Raw genomic sequence first — 18,580 nt, 5'->3', positions numbered from 1 at the left:
GAAAAAAATACCATGAAGGCAATTAGTAGGAAAGAAGCCCACCCGCGAATTTTTAGTTAAATTTCAACAAAAATTCGGGGTGGGAATCGAACCCACTAGAACCAGTTAACAACTGGTGGCGCACCATTTGCCTTCCCTATGTAATTTGTAAGTCTGTGATTTGCTAATACATATAATACTATCTTTTTCGCAAAAAGGGAATCATTTTTTTAACAAAATTTACGACAAATTTTTACAGTGTTGTTACGCCGATTGGTAAAGGTTTCGTAGTGCATGTTCTAGCTCTGGAAAGATAAATGTATAGTTATGCTCTTGGGCTTTCCTTGGTAGTACATATTGCCCTTTAAGAACTAACTTACTCATTTGGCCAGTAGCTAGACGAAACAATGGACCGGGGGTTGGGAGCCAATATGGACGTTTTAATACGTTAGCTAAAATCTTCGTGAACTCCTTATTTCGCATCGGATTAGGAGCAGTAAAATTAACGGGCCCTTGTATAGTTGGATTTGTTAAGCAAAACATGAGTAATTCAACAACATCATCAACATGAATCCACGACAGCCATTGTTCTCCACTACCAACCCTACCACCAGCAAAAAGTTTCACTGGTAGGCTCATCAATGGAAGGGCACCTTCCTTGCCTAATATAACGCCAAATCTAGCAAAGACAGTTCGAATTCCAAGGTTTTCAGCTTGTTTTGCAGTTTTTTCCCACTCAACCACTACATGAGCTAAAAAATCATCCCCTGGTTCTTCTGTTGCTTCGGTAAACATGAGGTCCTCTGACATACCATAATATCCAACAGCTGACCCGTTAATAAAAACTTCCGGTTTTTTATCGAGTTGTTTCATTATGTTAATGACTTTCTCTGTCGTTTCTATTCGACTAGAGAGAATTTTTTCCTTCTTATGCTTTGTCCAATATCCAAATAAGGATTCACCAGCCAAATTGACAACACCATGAATAGCAGGGAGTTGTTCGATAGGATGATCATATCCAATATAAGATGTTAAAGTTGAATTACTATTTGTATCAGGGGATCTTGTTAAAATGTATGTATGGTGATTTTTTTGATGTAGGGCATCGACTAGATGTTTTCCAACAAATCCGGTTCCACCAGTAATTAAGAAATTCATGATTCTTCCTCCTATATCATTATGAGGTAAGTAATATATAAGATTCTAACCTTATTATATGCTAGAGGTTACTAATCTTACAGTGTTATAACCAATTTTCATGTTAAAATAAAGATAGGAGGGGTCATTGTTGATAAAGAAAATCACCCGTATTACGACTCAGAAGAAAAATACGAGTCGATATAATATTTATTTAACCAAGCAAGATGGTGGCGAGGAATACGCATTTAGTGTAGACGAAGCGGTACTCATTGAATTTCATCTTCGTAAAGGGTTAGAGCTAGATGAAGCCATGATCGATACCCTTGTTAAAAAAGACACTCTGCAAAAAGGGTATACACTTGCAGTTAATTTCTTAAGCTATCGAATGCGCACAATAAAAGAGATGAATGATTATTTAATAAAAAAGGAAATCGAACCGGAGCATAAATCTAAAATCCTTGAAAAATTAATGAAGGAAGGCTATTTGAACGATAAGGAATTTGCAAAAGCCTTCGTACAAACAAGAATAAACACATCGAATAAAGGACCATTATTAGTAAAAAAAGAATTAATAGAAAAAGGAGTTTCACAGGCAATTGCATCAGAAGCAATTACGAAATATCCCTATGAAATACAATACGAAAAAGCGGAAAAATGGGTTGAGAAAAAATTTCGTTCAACGAAGAAGGACTCCTTCCGCAAGCAAATTCAAAACCTTCAAGCAAACTTGAACCAAAAAGGTTTTACACAGGATGTAATTCAGGATGTATTACAATCCCTTGATAATGCAAAAGATCACGATGCCGAGTGGGATGCACTTGTCTATCAAGGAGAAAAATTAGTTCGTAAGCATAAAAAGAAATATAGTGGCTTCGAATTTCGAAATAAAGTGAAAGAAGGATTATTTCGCAAAGGGTTTACAATGGAGAGTATCAATAAATTCATGGATGAGAATTTGGAAGAATGAAGGACTTGTGCGTAGAATCAAACAAGTCCTTCTATTCGTTTTTAACGGTCTATGTAAATTTCTTTTCGACCATCATCTTCTTGATAAATTTTTTTTGCTACCAATGCAGGGCTCTTTAATTTTCTTGGATCGTCAACATGTGATGTTTCGTCCCAAAATGGAGTGTTCATACCACCCATATAAACGGCAGTTATTGAGAAGTCTTCCTTTTCCCATTCTTTTTGTAGGCTTTCGGTAAATCCCCGAATCGCAAATTTGCTTGCGCAATAAATGGATTCATTCACTTTTCCGCGCAATCCAGCCGTAGATACGATAGTTAACATTCTTCCTTTACTTTCTCTGATTAAAGGTAGTGCAGATTTTACAGTAAGGATCGTTCCTTTGATATTGGTATTCAATGTTTTTTCGATATCCTCAACGGTGTAATCCGAGACTGGTCCAAAAATGCCAATACCTGCATTATTAATAAATACGTCTAATTCACCGATTTGTTGAAAAGCGATACTTACGGAGGCGTATTCCTGCACATCACAAAGTACAACCTCAGAATTTCCACCGTTTTCTAGTATTTCATGCTGTACAATATGTAACTTTTCTCCGTTTCTACCTAACAGAAAAACTTTATAACCATTTGTAGCATATTCAAGAGCTAATGCTCTACCTAATCCACTGCCAGCACCTGTAATTGCAACTGTAGGCATATAATCTCCCCCTAATTAATTGATCGTAGATTGCTGTCTCATATCCCCATGAGTTACAATTTCAATGATTTACCTGTAAAAATAGTGAGTCTCATCATTTCCATTGTCCTAAACTATTGGTAAAATGTAAAATGATAGGGGGAGGTTATTATGAATTTTTACCGATATAGTGATTACTCAATAGAACAGTTACGAATAGAAATTGGAAAGTTAAAGGAAAAGGCGCAAAAGGCAGAGCAACTTGGCAATATTAGTGAGGTTGCAGTAAATGAAAGAAAAATGCAGGTTGCAATGGCGTATACCTTAAATCCTGAAGACTTTCATGCAAATGAAACATATGAACTGAATAACGATCCTGGTCATCAATTTAAGGTGAATTATATAAATGGTGTTTTTGCATGGGGACATCGAGTGAACTTGCTTCATGAACAATATGAAAAAGAAGAAGCAATTCCAATTTCCTTGTTAGGTAAACGAGTAGAAAATAAATAATAAAATACAGCAGGTAATGCGCCTGCTGTTTTCATTATATTGGGTTATCTCCAACATAGAGCTTGTTTTGTAATTTATGCTCAGAAAATATCCATCCTGTGTAGGAACTAATGATATTGTGATCATTATCTATTTGTACCACAGCGACAAATGGATAATAATCTTTCGAGCGATATCTTAAATCAACAAATCGGACTTCGGTATAATCATCAAACATATTAATTTCCCACCGATACACAGGAGAAAAGGAAAGAAAAGCAGCGATATTTTTATCTTTTATCGCAATGTCCATAATTGGAGTATCCGGTAGTGGTATTTTATTAAATTCATCAACAATATCGATGTGACCATTTTCCACAATACCCACGTAAAATTTCTCTGAAGTTGTAATGGCAACTCTCCAGTAGTTCTGTTTCAGGGTAGGGGATGTTGCAATTTGCTCTACATCAGGGAAATGATCATGAATTTTTTTAACAATTTCTTTCTTATCCAAGTAGCGTTTAATGTAATATAATAAAATCACTGCATAAATGATTAAGAACACATAACCTGGATTTGCCCCGAGTAACCATGCTCCGATACCTGCTAGATGTAGGGTGAAAATATACGGATCAAAGGTGTTAATAAACCCGTGTGCAATCCATCTATTTGTAAATGGACGATATGCTTGTGTTCCATATGCATTGAAGATATCAACAAATACATGAAGAATTACCGCTATAAACGTCCAGGCCCATAAATGCCAAAAACTGACTTGTGGGACAAACATATGAATAATACTAGAGATCACTACTCCCCACAGAAGAATAGCAGGAACTGAATGGGTGATACCCCGGTGATGCCGTAAATAAGTGGCATTATTTTTTAGTTTTAAGACTGTATCGAAATCTGGGGCGTGTGAACCTACGATTGTACCAACTAAAATAGCATTAAATAGTGTAGGATCATTTTGCACAACAGGGTCTAATGTAGACAAACCTGCTAACGCAACACCCATAGCAATATGGGTACCTGTATCCATATAACAGATGTCCTCCTTAGAATATTTCTTGGTTGAGATTGACTTATATTTGTGGATCATTTTGAACATAGAAATCCATTTTGTTTTTTTATTGTACCATAAAGGACGTGAATTTATGATAAACCATGTATTACAGAAATTTAACATTTCTGGTTTTCAACAGGAATTATTAGAATGGTATTACCAATATAAGCGAGATTTGCCTTGGAGAGAAAACCAAGATCCATATCGTGTATGGGTATCAGAAATCATGCTTCAGCAAACGAAGGTAGATACGGTAATTCCATATTTCCACAATTTTTTAGAAAAATTCCCAACCGTACATGATCTTGCTGAAGCGGATGAACAAGATGTATTAAAGGCATGGGAGGGGTTGGGATATTATTCACGAGCAAGAAATTTACAGCATGCGGTACGTGAGGTTGTAGCTGAATATGATGGAAAAATACCTGACAATCCAAAGCAGCTTGGTGCATTAAAAGGAGTTGGACCATATACAAAGGGAGCTATTTTATCGATTGCCTTTAATCAACCAGAACCAGCAGTAGATGGTAATGTCATGCGGGTATTCTCTCGTGTATTAATGATAGATGATGATATTGCTCAAGCAAAAACAAAAAAACTCTTTGAGTCTGTTACGGGTAATATTATTTCAAAAGAAGATCCCTCTTCATTCAACCAAGCCATCATGGATCTAGGAGCGACGATTTGTACGCCAAAATCACCTACTTGTATGTTATGCCCCGTCAACGAATATTGCAGGGCGTATGCGGAAGGTGTTGAAGAACAATTGCCAATTAAATCAAAAGCCAAGAAGCAAAAGTCAATACCATACGTAACATTGCTCATTAAAAATGCAGATGATCAAATTATAATCGAGAAACGCCCAGAACAAGGATTACTTGCCAATCTTTGGCAATTCCCGATGATTCCTTTAACTGATATTAGCAAAGATCATGTAGAAAATTGGTTTCGAGCAGAGTATGGATTGACGGTTAAGCTAACAAAAGAGCTTGATCATATTAAACACACCTTTTCCCATTTAATTTGGCATATGGATGTTATGGAGGCGGAAACACAAGAAACCGACGTTCACGACCAACGCTTAAAGGTTATTGATAAAGCTGATGTCGAACAATATCCTTTTCCAGTCTCCCATCAGAAAATAAAAAAATATATATGACAAATTACCCACCGCAATGGATTTCCAGATAAAGTTATTTTTAAATTACTAAATAACATGGATAACAATTAATCATCTGGACAAATTAATTATTGCGGAGGTGATATTGATGGCTAAAAATCCTAAACAGTCTGCTTCGGGTACTAATGTTCAGCATGTAAAACAACAAAACCAAAAAGCAGCACAACAAGGACCACAAGCTGGCCAACAAGCTGGTCAAGGACAGTTTGGTACTGAATTTGCTTCTGAAACAGATGCTCAACAAGTAAGAAAGCAAAATCAAAAATCTCAGCAAAACAAAAAATAAGTTACCTACCCTCAAAATTTAAATGCCAAAAGAGCTTCCATTTCTCCGGAAGCTCTTTTGTTGTGATTAGTACCATAGTCATAATACTTTATATTTCATATTATTAACTTTATAATAGAAAACATATCAAAAAACATGCATGTTATATGTATAGAAAGGGATATTTACATGGCCGCTCAGAGGACAGGATCCAAAATTCAAATACATAGCTACAAACACGATGGACATCTTCATCGAGTCTGGGAGAACAGTATTGTATTGAAGGGTACAGAAACAGTGGTAATCGGGGCAAACGACAAAACAGAAGTAAGAGAAAGTGACGGTAGAACTTGGATTACAAGGGAGCCAGCTATTTGTTACTTTCATGCGAAGCACTGGTTTAACATCATTGGAATGCTTCGTAATGATGGGATCTATTACTACTGTAATATTAGTTCACCCTTTGTATACGATGAAGAAGCACTAAAGTATATTGATTATGATTTAGATCTAAAAGTATATCCAGATATGACATTTGATATATTAGACGAAGATGAATACGAATTACATAAAGAACAAATGAATTATCCTGTAGTTCTAGATCGCATTCTGTACAACAATATTGAATATCTACAAAAATGGGTAATGCAACGAAAAGGGCCATTTTCACCAGGCTTTATCGATCAATGGTATGAACGATTCCTAACATATCGGTGGTAAAAAATACAAAGTAAGTAGACCTTGTTACAATATTGTAGCAAGGTCACTTCATTTGAATAAGTTTCTCTGCAACCTAACACCGAGGAATTTAGCTTCCATGATTTAACTAGCAGACGCAGGTGTCAAGGTCACTTCATTTGTACTGTGATAATCTAGCACTGTGGAACCTAGTGCTTTGGAACAATTCGATGCTTGGATGCAAGGTTACTTTGTATGAAAAAACATTTGATTTACAAGTATCTTATTATAGTGTATTAACCTTTATTTTTTAACAGAATAACTACAACATAAGGAAGTTGAAAATATGAGTAGCATAAAACAATATATGAAATTCGTCGCACCATACAAATGGAAAATAGTTTGGACAATTATTATCGGAATATTTAAGTTTGCGATTCCATTATTGATTCCGTTGATATTAAAATACGTCATCGATGATATTATTTCCCCAGAAAATATGACAACTGAAGAAAAAACGTCAAAATTACTGTGGGTTATGGGAGGATCATTTATCATCTTCCTTATTTTAAGACCGCCTATTGAATATGTTCGACAGTATTTAGCACAATGGGTCGGTAACAAAATACTTTATGATATCAGAGATAGGCTGTTTGATCATCTACAAAAATTGAGCTTGAAATTCTATTCTCAGACAAAAACCGGGGAAATTATTTCCCGGGTAATACATGATGTCGAACAAACGAAAAATTTCGTGATGACTGGATTAATGAATGTGTGGTTAGACTTAGTAACCATCGCGATAGCAATTGCAATCATGCTTTCGATGGATATTTGGCTAACGGTCGTAGCAATCATTTTATTCCCATTCTTCGGTTTTTCGATAAAATATTTCTATGGAAGACTTCGACAACTTACTCGAGAACGCTCTCAAGCATTGGCAGAGGTTCAAGGACACCTTCATGAACGAGTGCAAGGATTTCCAGTAACGAAAAGTTTTGCCTTAGAGGATTACGAGCAAGATCAGTTTGAAAAGCGCAATGATAATTTTCTTCATAAAGCTCTAAGCCATACAAGCTGGAATGCCAAAACATTTGCTGTTACCAATACAATTACAGATTTAGCTCCATTACTGGTTATCGCTTTTGCTGGATATCAAGTTATTAATGGAAACTTAACCTTGGGAACAATGGTGGCATTTGTCGGATATATGGAGAGAGTCTACAGTCCGTTACGTAGACTAATAAATTCATCTACAGTATTAGTTCAATCAATCGCATCTATTGACCGTGTCTTCGAATTAATGAATGAAAAATATGATATTGTAGATAAACCCAATGCTAAAAAACTTGATCGCGTAAATGGAGAGATTGATGTTGAAAATGTCTCCTTCCGCTATGAAGATGAAGAAGAAGAAGTGTTGAAAAATGTAGACCTTCACGTCGAGGCTGGAGAGACCATTGCATTTGTTGGAATGAGTGGGGGAGGAAAATCAACCTTAATCAGCCTGTTGCCTCGTTTTTATGATGTGACAAATGGGTCGATTAAAGTCGATGGAATCGACATTCGTGATGTCGAAGCACGTTCATTGCGAGATAATATTGGAATGGTATTACAGGATAATATCTTATTTAGTGAATCAATCGCAATGAATATCCGAATGGGTAACCCATATGCAACCGATGAAGAAGTAATCGAAGCAGCTAAAGCTGCTAATGCCCATGGATTTATTGAAGAACTGCCACAGGGCTATGATACATTAGTTGGGGAGCGTGGAGTAAAATTATCTGGTGGACAAAAACAGCGTATCGCAATCGCGAGAGTTTTCCTAAAAAATCCACCAATCTTAATCTTTGATGAAGCAACATCTGCATTAGACCTAGAAAGTGAGCATACGATTCAAGAAGCAGTAGAGAAGCTAGCTTCCGATCGTACGACATTTATCGTCGCACACAGACTCGCAACCATCACACATGCCGATCGCATTGTTGTTATTGAGAATGGAAAAATCACCGAAATCGGTTCACATGACGAGTTAATGAAGAAGCAAGGAAGCTACTACGATTTATACCAAGTACAGCATTTGAATGATTGATGAAACCCCCTTCTGATTGGAGGGGGTTTTGTTGTGAGGAGTGAAACATCAGATATTGGTACTAAATATCAGTCTAGGAGCGAGAGTATCGTCCTTCAATTGAAAATATCGGCCTTCAAAGTTAAGTATCCGCCTTCAGCACAGAATATCAGCTTCCAAGCAACACATTACCACCCACAAACAAAAAATACACTCTCCCCACTGGAAGAGTGTACCCCAATTTATTCATTCGACATTGTCGCAAATGCACGACCTACAGCTTCAATTGTTTGATCAATATCTGCTTCGGTATGCTCTGTCGTTAAGAACCATGCTTCATATTTAGATGGTGCTAGATTGATGCCTTGCTCTAGCATTAATTTAAAGAATCGACCGAATGCTTCGCCATCACTTGCCTCGGCTTGAGCGTAGTTGGTAACTTTATCACCTTCACCGAAGTAAACGGTTAGTGCACCGCGTAGTCTGTTAACTGAGATCGTAGTCCCATGCTCACGGGCTTTTTCTAGAATTCCTTTTTCTAGTCTCTCACCAAGTCGGTCCATTTTTTCATAAACGCCTTCTAGTTGTAGTACTTCCAAGCAAGCAATTCCTGCGGCCATGGATGCTGGGTTACCAGCCATTGTTCCTGCTTGGTAAGCTGGGCCAAGTGGTGCCACTTGTTCCATAATGTCTTTCCTACCACCGTAAGCTCCAATTGGAAGACCGCCACCGATAATTTTACCCATAGCGGTCATATCAGGTTCGATACCGTATACTTGTTGTGCACTTCCATATGTGAATCGGAAGGCAGTGATTACTTCATCATAGATGACCAATGCACCTGCATCATGGGTAAAATCATTTACAGCTTGTAGGAAACCGTCTTTTGGTTCAACAATACCGAAGTTACCAACGATTGGCTCTACTAGAACAGCTGCAACTTGATCTCCCCAAGTGTCTAATGCGTGCTTATATGCATCAATATCATTAAATGGAACGGTAATTACATCTTGTGCAACGGATTCTGGAATCCCTGCAGAATCAGGTGTTCCAAGAGTTGAAGGGCCAGAACCAGCCTGAACCAATACGGCGTCAAAGTGGCCATGGTAGCTTCCTGCAAATTTAATAACTTTTGTTCGTCCTGTATATGCGCGTGCTACACGAATGGTTGTCATAACAGCTTCCGTTCCAGAATTTGTGAACCGGACTTTTTCTAATGATGGAATTGCTTCCTTTAACATTTTAGCGAATTTATTTTCTAAGCTCGTTGGGGTTCCGTATAACACACCATTGTTAGCTGCATGTGTAATCGCCTCTGAGATATGTGGATGAGCATGTCCCGTGATGATTGGTCCGTAAGCAGCTAAGTAATCAATATACTTATTACCATCTACATCCCAAAAATAAGCTCCTTTTGCTCGTTCCATATATACTGGGGAACCTCCACCAACAGCTTTAAATGCACGTGATGGGGAGTTTACTCCACCGACAATATGTTCAAGTGCTTCCTTATGTAATGCTTCAGATTTTGAAAAATTCATAAACATCCTCCTAGAAATAACTTTCTATTACATTTTAACCTCTTCATATTCAAAAATAAATGACAAGCTTTTATAGAAGTAGGCATATGTATGAGATAAGTATAACGAGAATAGAAGGAGATTACATGTTTATAATACCCTGGATTATAATTTCAGCTATTTGTTTTATTGTGATTAAGAGCTTAGCCTTATTTATTAATGGTAGGAAGTATACGTTTGGTACAGAAATGCGAGAAAGTAGTTTTTCACTCGAAATATTTTACACTCTATTAGTGACTTATATAATTGTCATTGTTGGGTTTGGTTTGATTTACTTTATTCTGTCATTTGAACAGATTATTTTAGTAGAGAATGGGGAACCGAAAGAGGTTAGTGTTTTGGCATCAATGACGAATTCCATGTATTTTAGTGGGGCAACAATGCTTACAATTGGTTATGGTGATGTAACACCAGTTGGAATAGGTAGGATGATTGCGGTAGTCGAAGCACTAATCGGATATATTTTACCAACTGCATTTGTACTTCGCTTGGTACAAAATACACGTGATAGAATTCGTGATCGTTAGCATCAAATTTTAGCAAATGTTATAGTAGAGATAGAAACTAGTTTGGAGGTTTTACACATGACAGTAGAAGTTGGAAAAACAAGCACCAGAATTCACATTACCTAACCAAAATGGTGATACAGTCAGTTTATCAGACTATAAAGGAAAGAATGTCGTATTATATTTCTATCCGAAAGATATGACGCCTGGATGTACAACAGAAGCGTGTGATTTCCGTGATAATCACGAAAGCTTTGGAGAACTAGATGCAGTTATTTTAGGCGTTAGCCCTGATCCAGTCGACCGTCACCAAAAGTTTATTGATAAGCATGATCTACCTTTTGAGCTACTTGCTGATGAAGAACATAAAGTAGCGGAAGAGTACGGTGTATGGAAATTAAAGAAAAACTTTGGTAAAGAATATATGGGGATTGAACGTTCTACCTTTATCATCGATAAAGAAGGTGTTCTTCAGAAGGAGTATCGAAAAGTAAAAGTGGACGGCCATGTGGAGGATGCTCTATCATTTATTCGAGATAATTTAGACGTAAAATAGATTATTAAAATCAAATTATTAGGAGAGGTACCAATTGTCGATTACATGGTACCTCTTTTTTTATGGTAAATGGGTTAGGACTGGGTTGAAAGAACGTAATTGATAAATTCCGTTTTTGCTTTGGTATATCCTTCGCGATCCTGAGCATATTTTTTTGCTAAATTTCTTTTCAAGTTAGCGTATTCTTCAATAAAATGTGGATTGCTACGTAAGAGGTCACGGAACAGGAGTTGTTGATTCCATCGCTCCTCCGTTTCAAGCATTATGTGTAAATGTGCGACTCGTTTATGATTTATTACTTTGACAAAAAAACGTTGCCAATGCCTTCCGTCTAATTCAGGAGGTACATAATGCCAGTCATGTTTAGCAAGTACAGAAGAAATATCTTTAATGGAAGTAAAGGAATTTATTTTAGCCATTAAATCTATTATTGGTTTTGATGGTAAATTTGGAATGGACGTACTTCCATAGTGTTGAACTTCTGACACACCATATGAAGATAGGTAGTTAAGAATAAGATCTTTTTCTTGTTCCCCTATTTTTCTCCAATTTGGATTTGGTTCCACAATATCAATTTTCTCTTTTGCCCAGATTGGCCAATTACTTTCATCATGAACATCTTTCATTTACGCCACCTCTTGTTTAATTAATGATTATCAATTTCATATGCTATCATTTTGTCAGAAAAAGTTATGTTACTTTTCTATTACAACAGTGATATACTCTTAGCTTCTGGAATAGTATGTATTAGGAGATCATGTACAACTATTAAAAGAGGTGTATAGATTGGGATTATATGAATCTGTTCGAACAAAGTCTGGTTCTTTCGTGCATATTAATCTGTATTTTATCGTCAAACGTTTGTTTGATATCATCATTAGTTTAACGCTTTTAGTACTACTATCTCCACTATTCCTATGGATCAGTTATCGCCTCTATAAAAAAGAGGGAAACCCTATCTTCTATCGTGAAGTGCGTGTTGGTAAGAACGGACGAAACTTTACATTGTGGTCATTTCGAACGATGATGAACTCCTCCAAAGTAATTCGATCATTACCGCCACATCCATTTCCAAGCTCATGGGAAAAAGGAGTTCCAGATTATTTTAAATTTATTAGAGATAAGAACAAAGTCTATACAATGACAGGAACCTGGCTTCGGAAGTATAATCTTGAAAAGCTACCACAGCTAGTAAATGTGTTAAAAGGGGATATGAGTCTCGTTGGACCAAGTCCAGAGATACCTGAAATAGCACAATACTATAATCGCTATCAATCGAGTAGGTTAAAAGTAAGACCGGGTATCACTGGTTATGCGCAAATCCATGACGCAACAAATGATAATCATGGACAAAAAATTAAACATGATCTCTACTATATAAATAATTATTCCTATAAGCTTGAAGGGAAAATTATCTTAGAGTTCTTCAAACGAATATTTTCAAACAATTAGAACAATTGAATAAAATCTTTCTATCCTTCTTTATTCACAATTGCTTTTAAAACGTTTACTATAGAAGAAGAACAATAACAAGTGAACAGATGAAGGGGGAGATTTATTTGGTTATTCTTTTCTCTGCAAGAATGTCGACTAAACATCAAGAAGCACTAAAACAAAAATATCCTGACCTAACATTTATTTTTTCGGATAGAATGCCAGAGGCAAAAAAAGAATTACCTCATGCAGATATAATAGTTACATATGGGGAGGACTTAAATGACGAATTGATTTCCCAAGCGGAAAAATTAAAGTGGATTATGGTGATATCAGCAGGACTGGATCAAATGCCATTTAAAGCTATAGCTGAACGAGGCATTATGGTAACGAATGTGAGAGGGATCCATAAGGTGCCAATGGCCGAATATGCAATATCCATGTTGCTTCAAGTATATCGACAAGAGAAGCAGCTTATTACAAATGAAAAAGAAGCGGTTTGGGACCGTTCTGTTCGTATGAAAGAAATAACGGGAAGAAAGATGATTGTTCTAGGTACTGGGGCAATTGGACAAGAAGTGGCAAGGCTAGCCAAAGCATTCCAAATGACAACGTATGGGGTTTCAAGAAGTGGTCGTCCCGTTGATTATTTTGATGAAACATATAAAATAGATGAATTGGATCAATTACTACCTAAAGCAGATTTCATCGTTTCTGTATTGCCTAGTACGAAGGAAACGAAATATTTACTAACAGATGATCATTTCTCCATGATGAATAACGAAGCTGTCTTTTTAAATATGGGCCGTGGAGATCTTGTTCGTAGTAGTACGTTAATAAAAGCAATTCAAGCAAATGAGATTGCTCATGCTGTCCTAGATGTAATGGAGGAAGAACCATTACCAGAAGACCATCCTTTTTGGAAGGAAGAGAATGTGACCATTACACCACATTTATCAGGGATATCACCAAATTATGTACCACGTGCATTAGATATATTTGAGCAAAACCTCAACAAATTTTTAAAAGATGAAAAAGATTTTATCAATCAAATTGACGTTTCAAGGGGGTACTAAAGGTGCGGATTTATACAAGGTCAGGAGATAAGGGGAAGACGTCGTTAATTTATGGAACAAGAGTACCGAAAAATGACTTGCGAGTAGAGGCTTATGGAACTTGTGATGAAGCAAACTCGATGATCGGTTTGGCACTTAGCTTTTTAGAACACGAAGAATGGTCAGGAAAAGAAGCTTTTCTTGAAATAATGCATCGAGTGCAAACGATATTATTCCATGTAGGAGCAGAGCTAGCGACACCGAACGATAAAGAGGTTACATGGAAACTGAAAAAAGAACATATCGAAGAATTAGAAAAACAAATCGACGAATGGGACATTAATTTGGAGCCATTGAAAAACTTTATCTTGCCAAGTGGAAACAGCACATCCAGTGCATTACACACAGCACGGACGATTGTAAGACGTGCTGAACGTACCGCAGTTGGATTAGGTGATGAAGTAAAAAATCCTCTCGTTGTACAATATTTGAATAGGCTTTCTGACTTTCTTTTTGTTGCTGCACGATATACGAATAAGGAACTACAAGGAAAAGAAATTTCATTAAATGCGGATGTTTAATTTTAAGCAAGCAGTAAAATATAATACTGCTTGCTTATTAAATGAGGATCATTAGTTATAATAATTATTGTTTAGCAATATACTTATATTGACAGAGTATGATAGGAAAGAGTACACTAATTATAAAGATTATTATCTAATAATGGTATTATCAATAGAACATATATTGAAAGCGAGGTGCATGGCGGTGTCTGATAAAAAGTTACAAAGAGCAATCGATCGGCTAAAACAATCAGGTGTCCGGATTACACCACAACGTCATGCGGTGCTTGATTATCTCCTTAACTCAATGGTTCATCCAACAGCGGATGAAATCTACAAAGCACTAGAAGGAAAATTCCCAAATATGAGTGTTGCTACCGTCTATAACAACTTACGTGTCTTAAAAGAAATAGGTTTAGTACGTGAGCTAACGTACGGTGACGCTTCTAGTCGTTTTGACTGCAATACGACAGAGCATTATCATATTATTTGTGAGGAATGTGGTAAGATTGTAGATTTCCATTATCCGTCATTGGATGAAGTAGAATCGTTAGCTGAACAAGTAACGGGGTTTGAAGTTAGTCATCATCGAATGGAAGTATACGGAACATGTGAAGAGTGTAAAAAAGAAGCAGTAAAACAATAATGAAAAAAGCCAATGCATATTGCAATTGGCTTTTTGTTTTTTAGCAGATATGAATGTATAAACTTTCCTATCCAACAGTAATGCAACTAAGGCTTTTGCCATAAAGGCTTGGCAAAATCCAAGTTTTCTAATCGTACAGCTACCCATTTCCTTACACTATTGATTAACCACACGTTCGTACAATCCTTCAGTTCTTCTACTTTAATTTTCCGCTCCTCAATGATATTCTCGTCAATTAAGTGTTGACGGTAGGTTCCAGCTAGCAGTCCAGATTCTACAGGCGGGGTATAATACTTTCCGTCTAGTTCTACTACTACATTTCCAATTGTAAACTCCGTTATTTCTCCATCCTCATTCCAGAGCAAAACATCAAAAGCATTTGGGAATGGTTCTTTGCTCTTTTCATACACTTTGCGATTCGTTGTTTTATGATATAAAAACACATCACTTTTCTGAACAGGTGATCTACTAAGGGATACAGAAACGGGTTCATTTAGATTGGTTGATTCCTTTATCTCTACTTCAAAGCTTCCTTTTTTTGATACAAGTAATCGAACTTTCCAAAAACCTTCAGCATGAGTAACGGCAATTTCCAATAGTCGTTTACGGATTTCTTCTATAGAAATGGAATAGGAAAAGTAGGCAGCGGATTGCTTGATCCGATTTAGGTGATTATCCAAAACAATATATTCACCATTTTCCAACCCAAGTGTTTCGAGTAACTGGAACTCTTCTTTATTTACAGTTAAAATTTTAGCTTTGGTTAGCATCTCCTCATATTCTTCTTTATTTGTTGAATCCCATGTAATACCTCCACCAACACCATATTGGGCAGTACCACTCTTATTATCAATCATAACCGTTCGAATTGGGACATTAAATATTGCTTCTTGCTCTGGTGTAATGTAACCGATCGTTCCACAATATACTTCACGTGGACTAGTCTCTAGTTCATTAATAATATTCATGGTACTTACCTTTGGAGCGCCAGTAATAGAACCACAAGGGAAAAGAGCTTTGAAAATATCTATCAAATTTTTATCCTGTTCCAATTCAGCGGTTACTGTTGAGGTCATTTGAAAAACGGTCGGATAGGCTTCAATGGTAAACAGCTTTGGCACTTGAACTGTTCCCGCTTTAGCAACTCGTCCTAAGTCATTGCGAAGTAAATCCACGATCATGACATTTTCCGCTCTATTTTTCTCGGAATGGTATAACCACTCAGCATTTGAGGTATCTTCGTGATCGGTAGTTCCGCGTCCAACCGTACCTTTCATTGGTTTGGTTGTGAGCTTGCCATCCTTTAAATGGAAAAATAATTCCGGAGAAGCGGATAGAATGGAATAGTCACCAGTGTTAAGAAAAGCACTATAATTAGCTGACTGTGATGTGGACAGATGATTATAGTAAGCGATTGGATCACCATCAAACTCTGATTTTAATCGGATGGTATAGTTCACCTGATAGGTATCACCTTGTTCAATGTAATCTTTTATTTGGTTGATCGATTGGTTATAACTAGCGATATCCGTTTGGGGAATCCATTCCTTCGTTTGGAACTGGCTCGTACTAGTTATCGATTTGTATTGAGGTTCTTTAAAGATTCCAAACCATAGCAATGGCATTTTTGCATCGCTATTTACTTGGAATGCTTGTTCAAATGCTGGGGCAGCTTCATATGAAAGGTATCCCGCAGCATAATATCCTTTATGAACAGCAGCTTGAACGTTTTGAAGAGTTGGAATTACCTCATCGATGTTATTCGCAACGATGATATCGATTGGCTCTTTAAAGAGAAGCGGTTCTTTTTCTCCATTTGCATTCATGAACTCAAAGAAAAGTAATGGATTCATACGGAATTACCCCTATCATTAAAAAAATTATCCAAAAGCTGTAAACCGTTCTCTGTAAGAATTGCCTCTGGATGTGCTTGAATTCCTTCAATCTTATATTCCTTATGCCTAAGGGCCATTATTTCTCCCTGTTGCGTTTGTGCCGTAATCGTTAAGCAAGAGGGTAATGTACTAGCATCTACTATTAGTGAATGGTACCTTGTTACATTTAATGGATTCGTAAGGTTATGAAAAATTCCTTGTACATCATGTTTTATAGAAGATATTTTTCCGTGCATTGGTTGAGAAGCCTTAATTACATTCCCGCCAAAAGCTTGGGCAATAATTTGGTGACCTAAGCATACTCCTAAAATAGGAATATCTTTATAGAACTGATTAACAACTTCAAGGCAAATACCTGCACCATCAGGGTTTCCTGGTCCAGGAGATAATAAAATATGTGAAGGCTTCAATTGTTTTATTTCTTCTATTGTAATTTCATTATTCCTTCTAACAGTAACTTCCCTGTCCAATTGTCGTATATATTGAACTAAATTGAATGTAAATGAATCATAATTGTCTATGATTAATATCATGTTGGTTCATCCTTTGTAGGTTGGATTATATATATAACTAAGTAAGACCTCCTTCATTATATTTTCAAGGCATAAAAAAATCCACCTAATTTGGTGGATTTAATTGTCTTTATTCTGTTGTTTCTTTATCTCTTTTTTATACTTACGTTTATTATATTTTTCGTCAAATTCTTTGCCTTCTAATTCCTTATCAAGTGTTAGTGGTTGATTACAATGCATACATGCATCAACACGGCCTAACATTTTGGTCGGTTTCTCACAGCTAGGACATATAATAGAAACGGCCCGTACTGAAAATAAGCCAATCCAGAAATAAACAACAACACTAAATACGATAAATAATAAACCGATGATAAAGAACAGTGCCATTAACCAATCAATCTTCTTTGTTAATATTCCTATATACATAAAGGCAAATCCAACGAAAATTAAGATCAAGGCAAAGGAACGGATTTTATTTATTTTGCTTGAATAGACAAGTTGAGCCATACCTGCATTCCCTCCTTCAATATTTCCATGATAAGTATAGCATATAATAGACTAACTTTAGAATTAATAAATAGAAGTATGTAATAGAACGTAGGGGGATCTTTGGGATTATATATAGGAATAAATTGAGTAGGAATAGTGTCAGTATCTAGGTGAAATGCATACTTATATAGGGTGTTTCCTAGGATTTAAATAATTGTTGACTTATGGTATATAACCGTGTTAAATTATATATTCGTCGCAATCACACGATGATTAAAACGACAACTGACTAAAAAATACATCAAAATTCTTGTTGACTTTCGAATAGGTCATGTGATATATTATTAGAGTCGCTGATTTGAGCGGCACACGAAAACCAAACAAAAAACTCCAGAAAAAGTTGTTGACATTGATTGGTTAACGTGGTAAGATATAAAAGTTGTCGCTAAAAACGACACATTAATATTTGCTCTTTGAAAACTGAACAAAACAACTAGTATGTTTAGCGAAACTTAGCTTTTCGACTTTATGAAGAAAAGGTTAGTTGAGCTTATGCAGGATTAAAAAGTTGAACTTTTTAATCTGCCAAGAAGAAAAGCAACCCTGTTTTTCTTAAAAGATTAAATCTAGAAGCTAGTGTTTCTAGTAGCTAAGAACTTTCATGTGATTGATTGGTGTTAATCACATACAAACTTTTTTGGAGAGTTTGATCTTGGCTCAGGACGAACGCTGGCGGCGTGCCTAATACATGCAAGTCGAGCGCGGGAAGCAAGTGATCGCCCTTCGGGGCGTGAACTTGTGGAACGAGCGGCGGACGGGT

At 36.5% G+C, this 18,580-nt stretch carries 19 protein-coding genes, 1 rRNA gene and 1 pseudogene; 13 read left to right on the top strand and 8 right to left on the bottom strand.

Translation table 11 applies throughout. From position 1 onward, the window contains the following. Positions 1-243: 243 nt before the first annotated feature. Positions 244-1,137 carry a TIGR01777 family oxidoreductase gene (locus GMD78_RS08075; RefSeq protein WP_155668322.1) on the bottom strand — a complete coding sequence of 298 codons (894 nt, stop codon included), beginning with the start codon at positions 1,135-1,137 and terminating at the stop codon, positions 244-246. Between the two features lie 130 nt (positions 1,138-1,267). On the opposite strand from GMD78_RS08075, the gene recX reads away from it, so the two are divergent. Beyond that, a complete protein-coding gene (gene recX / locus GMD78_RS08070; RefSeq protein ID WP_155668321.1) occupies positions 1,268-2,086 on the top strand; it encodes a recombination regulator RecX in 819 nt (272 codons plus the stop codon). Positions 2,087-2,127: 41 nt separating this feature from the next. On the opposite strand, the gene GMD78_RS08065 is transcribed toward recX, so the two are convergent. Further along, positions 2,128-2,787 carry an SDR family NAD(P)-dependent oxidoreductase gene (locus GMD78_RS08065; protein ID WP_155668320.1) on the bottom strand — a complete coding sequence of 220 codons (660 nt, stop codon included), beginning with the start codon at positions 2,785-2,787 and terminating at the stop codon, positions 2,128-2,130. Positions 2,788-2,937: 150 nt separating this feature from the next. On the opposite strand from GMD78_RS08065, the gene GMD78_RS08060 reads away from it, so the two are divergent. Then, positions 2,938-3,279: a YfhH family protein gene (locus GMD78_RS08060; protein WP_155668319.1), complete on the top strand. Its 342-nt coding sequence runs from the start codon at positions 2,938-2,940 to the stop codon at positions 3,277-3,279. 34 nt (positions 3,280-3,313) lie between these two features. Here GMD78_RS08060 and GMD78_RS08055 read toward each other — a convergent pair whose 3' ends face one another. Beyond that, the gene (locus tag GMD78_RS08055; protein ID WP_155668318.1) at positions 3,314-4,300 is read right to left on the bottom strand and encodes a metal-dependent hydrolase; all 987 of its coding nucleotides are present in this window, start codon (positions 4,298-4,300) and stop codon (positions 3,314-3,316) included. Between the two features lie 115 nt (positions 4,301-4,415). On the opposite strand from GMD78_RS08055, the gene mutY reads away from it, so the two are divergent. The 4 genes from mutY to GMD78_RS08035 all read left to right on the top strand — a co-directional run bounded on the left by mutY (position 4,416) and on the right by GMD78_RS08035 (position 8,542). Continuing rightward, positions 4,416-5,483 (top strand): A/G-specific adenine glycosylase, encoded by a 1,068-nt coding sequence (gene mutY / locus GMD78_RS08050; protein ID WP_155668317.1) that lies wholly within the window; start codon positions 4,416-4,418, stop codon positions 5,481-5,483. Positions 5,484-5,592: 109 nt separating this feature from the next. Next, complete coding sequence (locus tag GMD78_RS08045) at positions 5,593-5,790, top strand: gamma-type small acid-soluble spore protein (protein WP_155668316.1); 198 nt, start codon at positions 5,593-5,595, stop codon at positions 5,788-5,790. Between the two features lie 168 nt (positions 5,791-5,958). Beyond that, positions 5,959-6,489, top strand: a complete 531-nt coding sequence (gene ntdP, locus GMD78_RS08040; RefSeq protein ID WP_155668315.1) for a nucleoside tri-diphosphate phosphatase — start codon at positions 5,959-5,961, stop codon at positions 6,487-6,489. Between the two features lie 304 nt (positions 6,490-6,793). Beyond that, a complete protein-coding gene (locus tag GMD78_RS08035; protein WP_155668314.1) occupies positions 6,794-8,542 on the top strand; it encodes an ABC transporter ATP-binding protein in 1,749 nt (582 codons plus the stop codon). A gap of 221 nt (positions 8,543-8,763) precedes the next feature. Here GMD78_RS08035 and GMD78_RS08030 read toward each other — a convergent pair whose 3' ends face one another. After that, positions 8,764-10,062, bottom strand: a complete 1,299-nt coding sequence (locus GMD78_RS08030; protein ID WP_155668313.1) for a glutamate-1-semialdehyde 2,1-aminomutase — start codon at positions 10,060-10,062, stop codon at positions 8,764-8,766. Between the two features lie 125 nt (positions 10,063-10,187). Here GMD78_RS08030 and GMD78_RS08025 point away from each other — a divergent pair, with 125 nt between their 5' ends. Together GMD78_RS08025 and bcp are read left to right on the top strand one after the other, a co-directional pair. Continuing rightward, positions 10,188-10,628, top strand: a complete 441-nt coding sequence (locus GMD78_RS08025; RefSeq protein ID WP_155668312.1) for a potassium channel family protein — start codon at positions 10,188-10,190, stop codon at positions 10,626-10,628. 57 nt (positions 10,629-10,685) lie between these two features. Continuing rightward, positions 10,686-11,163 (top strand): annotated as a pseudogene (bcp, locus tag GMD78_RS08020) (thioredoxin-dependent thiol peroxidase). 74 nt (positions 11,164-11,237) lie between these two features. On the opposite strand, the gene GMD78_RS08015 reads toward bcp, so the two are convergent. Then, on the bottom strand, positions 11,238-11,789 hold the full coding sequence (locus tag GMD78_RS08015; RefSeq protein WP_155668310.1) for a GrpB family protein: 552 nt from the start codon (positions 11,787-11,789) through the stop codon (positions 11,238-11,240). A 160-nt stretch (positions 11,790-11,949) separates the two neighbouring features. Between GMD78_RS08015 and GMD78_RS08010 the strand changes: the two genes are divergently transcribed. From GMD78_RS08010 to perR, 4 genes are all read left to right on the top strand, one after another. Continuing rightward, positions 11,950-12,615 carry a sugar transferase gene (locus GMD78_RS08010; RefSeq protein ID WP_155668309.1) on the top strand — a complete coding sequence of 222 codons (666 nt, stop codon included), beginning with the start codon at positions 11,950-11,952 and terminating at the stop codon, positions 12,613-12,615. Positions 12,616-12,722: 107 nt separating this feature from the next. After that, entirely contained in the window at positions 12,723-13,673 is a 951-nt protein-coding gene (locus GMD78_RS08005) for a D-2-hydroxyacid dehydrogenase (protein ID WP_246187605.1), read from the top strand. Positions 13,674-13,675: 2 nt separating this feature from the next. Further along, positions 13,676-14,233: a cob(I)yrinic acid a,c-diamide adenosyltransferase gene (locus tag GMD78_RS08000; RefSeq protein WP_343042192.1), complete on the top strand. Its 558-nt coding sequence runs from the start codon at positions 13,676-13,678 to the stop codon at positions 14,231-14,233. Positions 14,234-14,414: 181 nt separating this feature from the next. Continuing rightward, entirely contained in the window at positions 14,415-14,861 is a 447-nt protein-coding gene (gene perR, locus GMD78_RS07995; RefSeq protein ID WP_155668511.1) for a peroxide-responsive transcriptional repressor PerR, read from the top strand. A gap of 86 nt (positions 14,862-14,947) precedes the next feature. Here perR and pabB read toward each other — a convergent pair whose 3' ends face one another. The 3 genes from pabB to GMD78_RS07980 form a co-directional block, all read right to left on the bottom strand. Next, positions 14,948-16,714, bottom strand: coding sequence for an aminodeoxychorismate synthase component I (gene pabB / locus GMD78_RS07990; RefSeq protein WP_155668307.1), 1,767 nt, complete (start codon positions 16,712-16,714; stop codon positions 14,948-14,950). Next, positions 16,711-17,289: an anthranilate synthase component II gene (locus GMD78_RS07985; RefSeq protein WP_155668306.1), complete on the bottom strand. Its 579-nt coding sequence runs from the start codon at positions 17,287-17,289 to the stop codon at positions 16,711-16,713. The genes pabB and GMD78_RS07985 overlap by 4 nt, the downstream gene beginning before the upstream one ends. Positions 17,290-17,388: 99 nt before the next feature. Next, on the bottom strand, positions 17,389-17,778 hold the full coding sequence (locus tag GMD78_RS07980) for a YgzB family protein (protein WP_155668305.1): 390 nt from the start codon (positions 17,776-17,778) through the stop codon (positions 17,389-17,391). 676 nt (positions 17,779-18,454) lie between these two features. Here GMD78_RS07980 and GMD78_RS07975 point away from each other — a divergent pair. Beyond that, positions 18,455-18,580, top strand: a 16S ribosomal RNA gene (locus tag GMD78_RS07975); the annotation flags it as partial.

It is taken from the genome of Ornithinibacillus caprae, assembly GCF_009728145.1.
Classification (GTDB): domain Bacteria; phylum Bacillota; class Bacilli; order Bacillales; family Amphibacillaceae; genus Ornithinibacillus; species Ornithinibacillus caprae.
Note: the sequence above shows the minus strand (reverse complement) of the source record. Positions and strands in the feature narration are given on the sequence as shown.

Coding starts and splice junctions, on each gene's coding strand:
- pabB (WP_155668307.1), bottom strand. CDS start 16,714: ATGAATCCATTACTTTTCTTTGAGTTCATGAATGCAAATGGAGAAAAA.
- GMD78_RS08030 (WP_155668313.1), bottom strand. CDS start 10,062: ATGAATTTTTCAAAATCTGAAGCATTACATAAGGAAGCACTTGAACAT.
- ntdP (WP_155668315.1), top strand. CDS start 5,959: ATGGCCGCTCAGAGGACAGGATCCAAAATTCAAATACATAGCTACAAA.
- GMD78_RS08035 (WP_155668314.1), top strand. CDS start 6,794: ATGAGTAGCATAAAACAATATATGAAATTCGTCGCACCATACAAATGG.
- GMD78_RS08025 (WP_155668312.1), top strand. CDS start 10,188: ATGTTTATAATACCCTGGATTATAATTTCAGCTATTTGTTTTATTGTG.
- GMD78_RS08060 (WP_155668319.1), top strand. CDS start 2,938: ATGAATTTTTACCGATATAGTGATTACTCAATAGAACAGTTACGAATA.
- mutY (WP_155668317.1), top strand. CDS start 4,416: ATGATAAACCATGTATTACAGAAATTTAACATTTCTGGTTTTCAACAG.
- GMD78_RS08015 (WP_155668310.1), bottom strand. CDS start 11,789: ATGAAAGATGTTCATGATGAAAGTAATTGGCCAATCTGGGCAAAAGAG.
- GMD78_RS08065 (WP_155668320.1), bottom strand. CDS start 2,787: ATGCCTACAGTTGCAATTACAGGTGCTGGCAGTGGATTAGGTAGAGCA.
- GMD78_RS07985 (WP_155668306.1), bottom strand. CDS start 17,289: ATGATATTAATCATAGACAATTATGATTCATTTACATTCAATTTAGTT.
- GMD78_RS08075 (WP_155668322.1), bottom strand. CDS start 1,137: ATGAATTTCTTAATTACTGGTGGAACCGGATTTGTTGGAAAACATCTA.
- GMD78_RS08055 (WP_155668318.1), bottom strand. CDS start 4,300: ATGGATACAGGTACCCATATTGCTATGGGTGTTGCGTTAGCAGGTTTG.
- GMD78_RS07980 (WP_155668305.1), bottom strand. CDS start 17,778: ATGGCTCAACTTGTCTATTCAAGCAAAATAAATAAAATCCGTTCCTTT.
- GMD78_RS08045 (WP_155668316.1), top strand. CDS start 5,593: ATGGCTAAAAATCCTAAACAGTCTGCTTCGGGTACTAATGTTCAGCAT.
- perR (WP_155668511.1), top strand. CDS start 14,415: ATGGCGGTGTCTGATAAAAAGTTACAAAGAGCAATCGATCGGCTAAAA.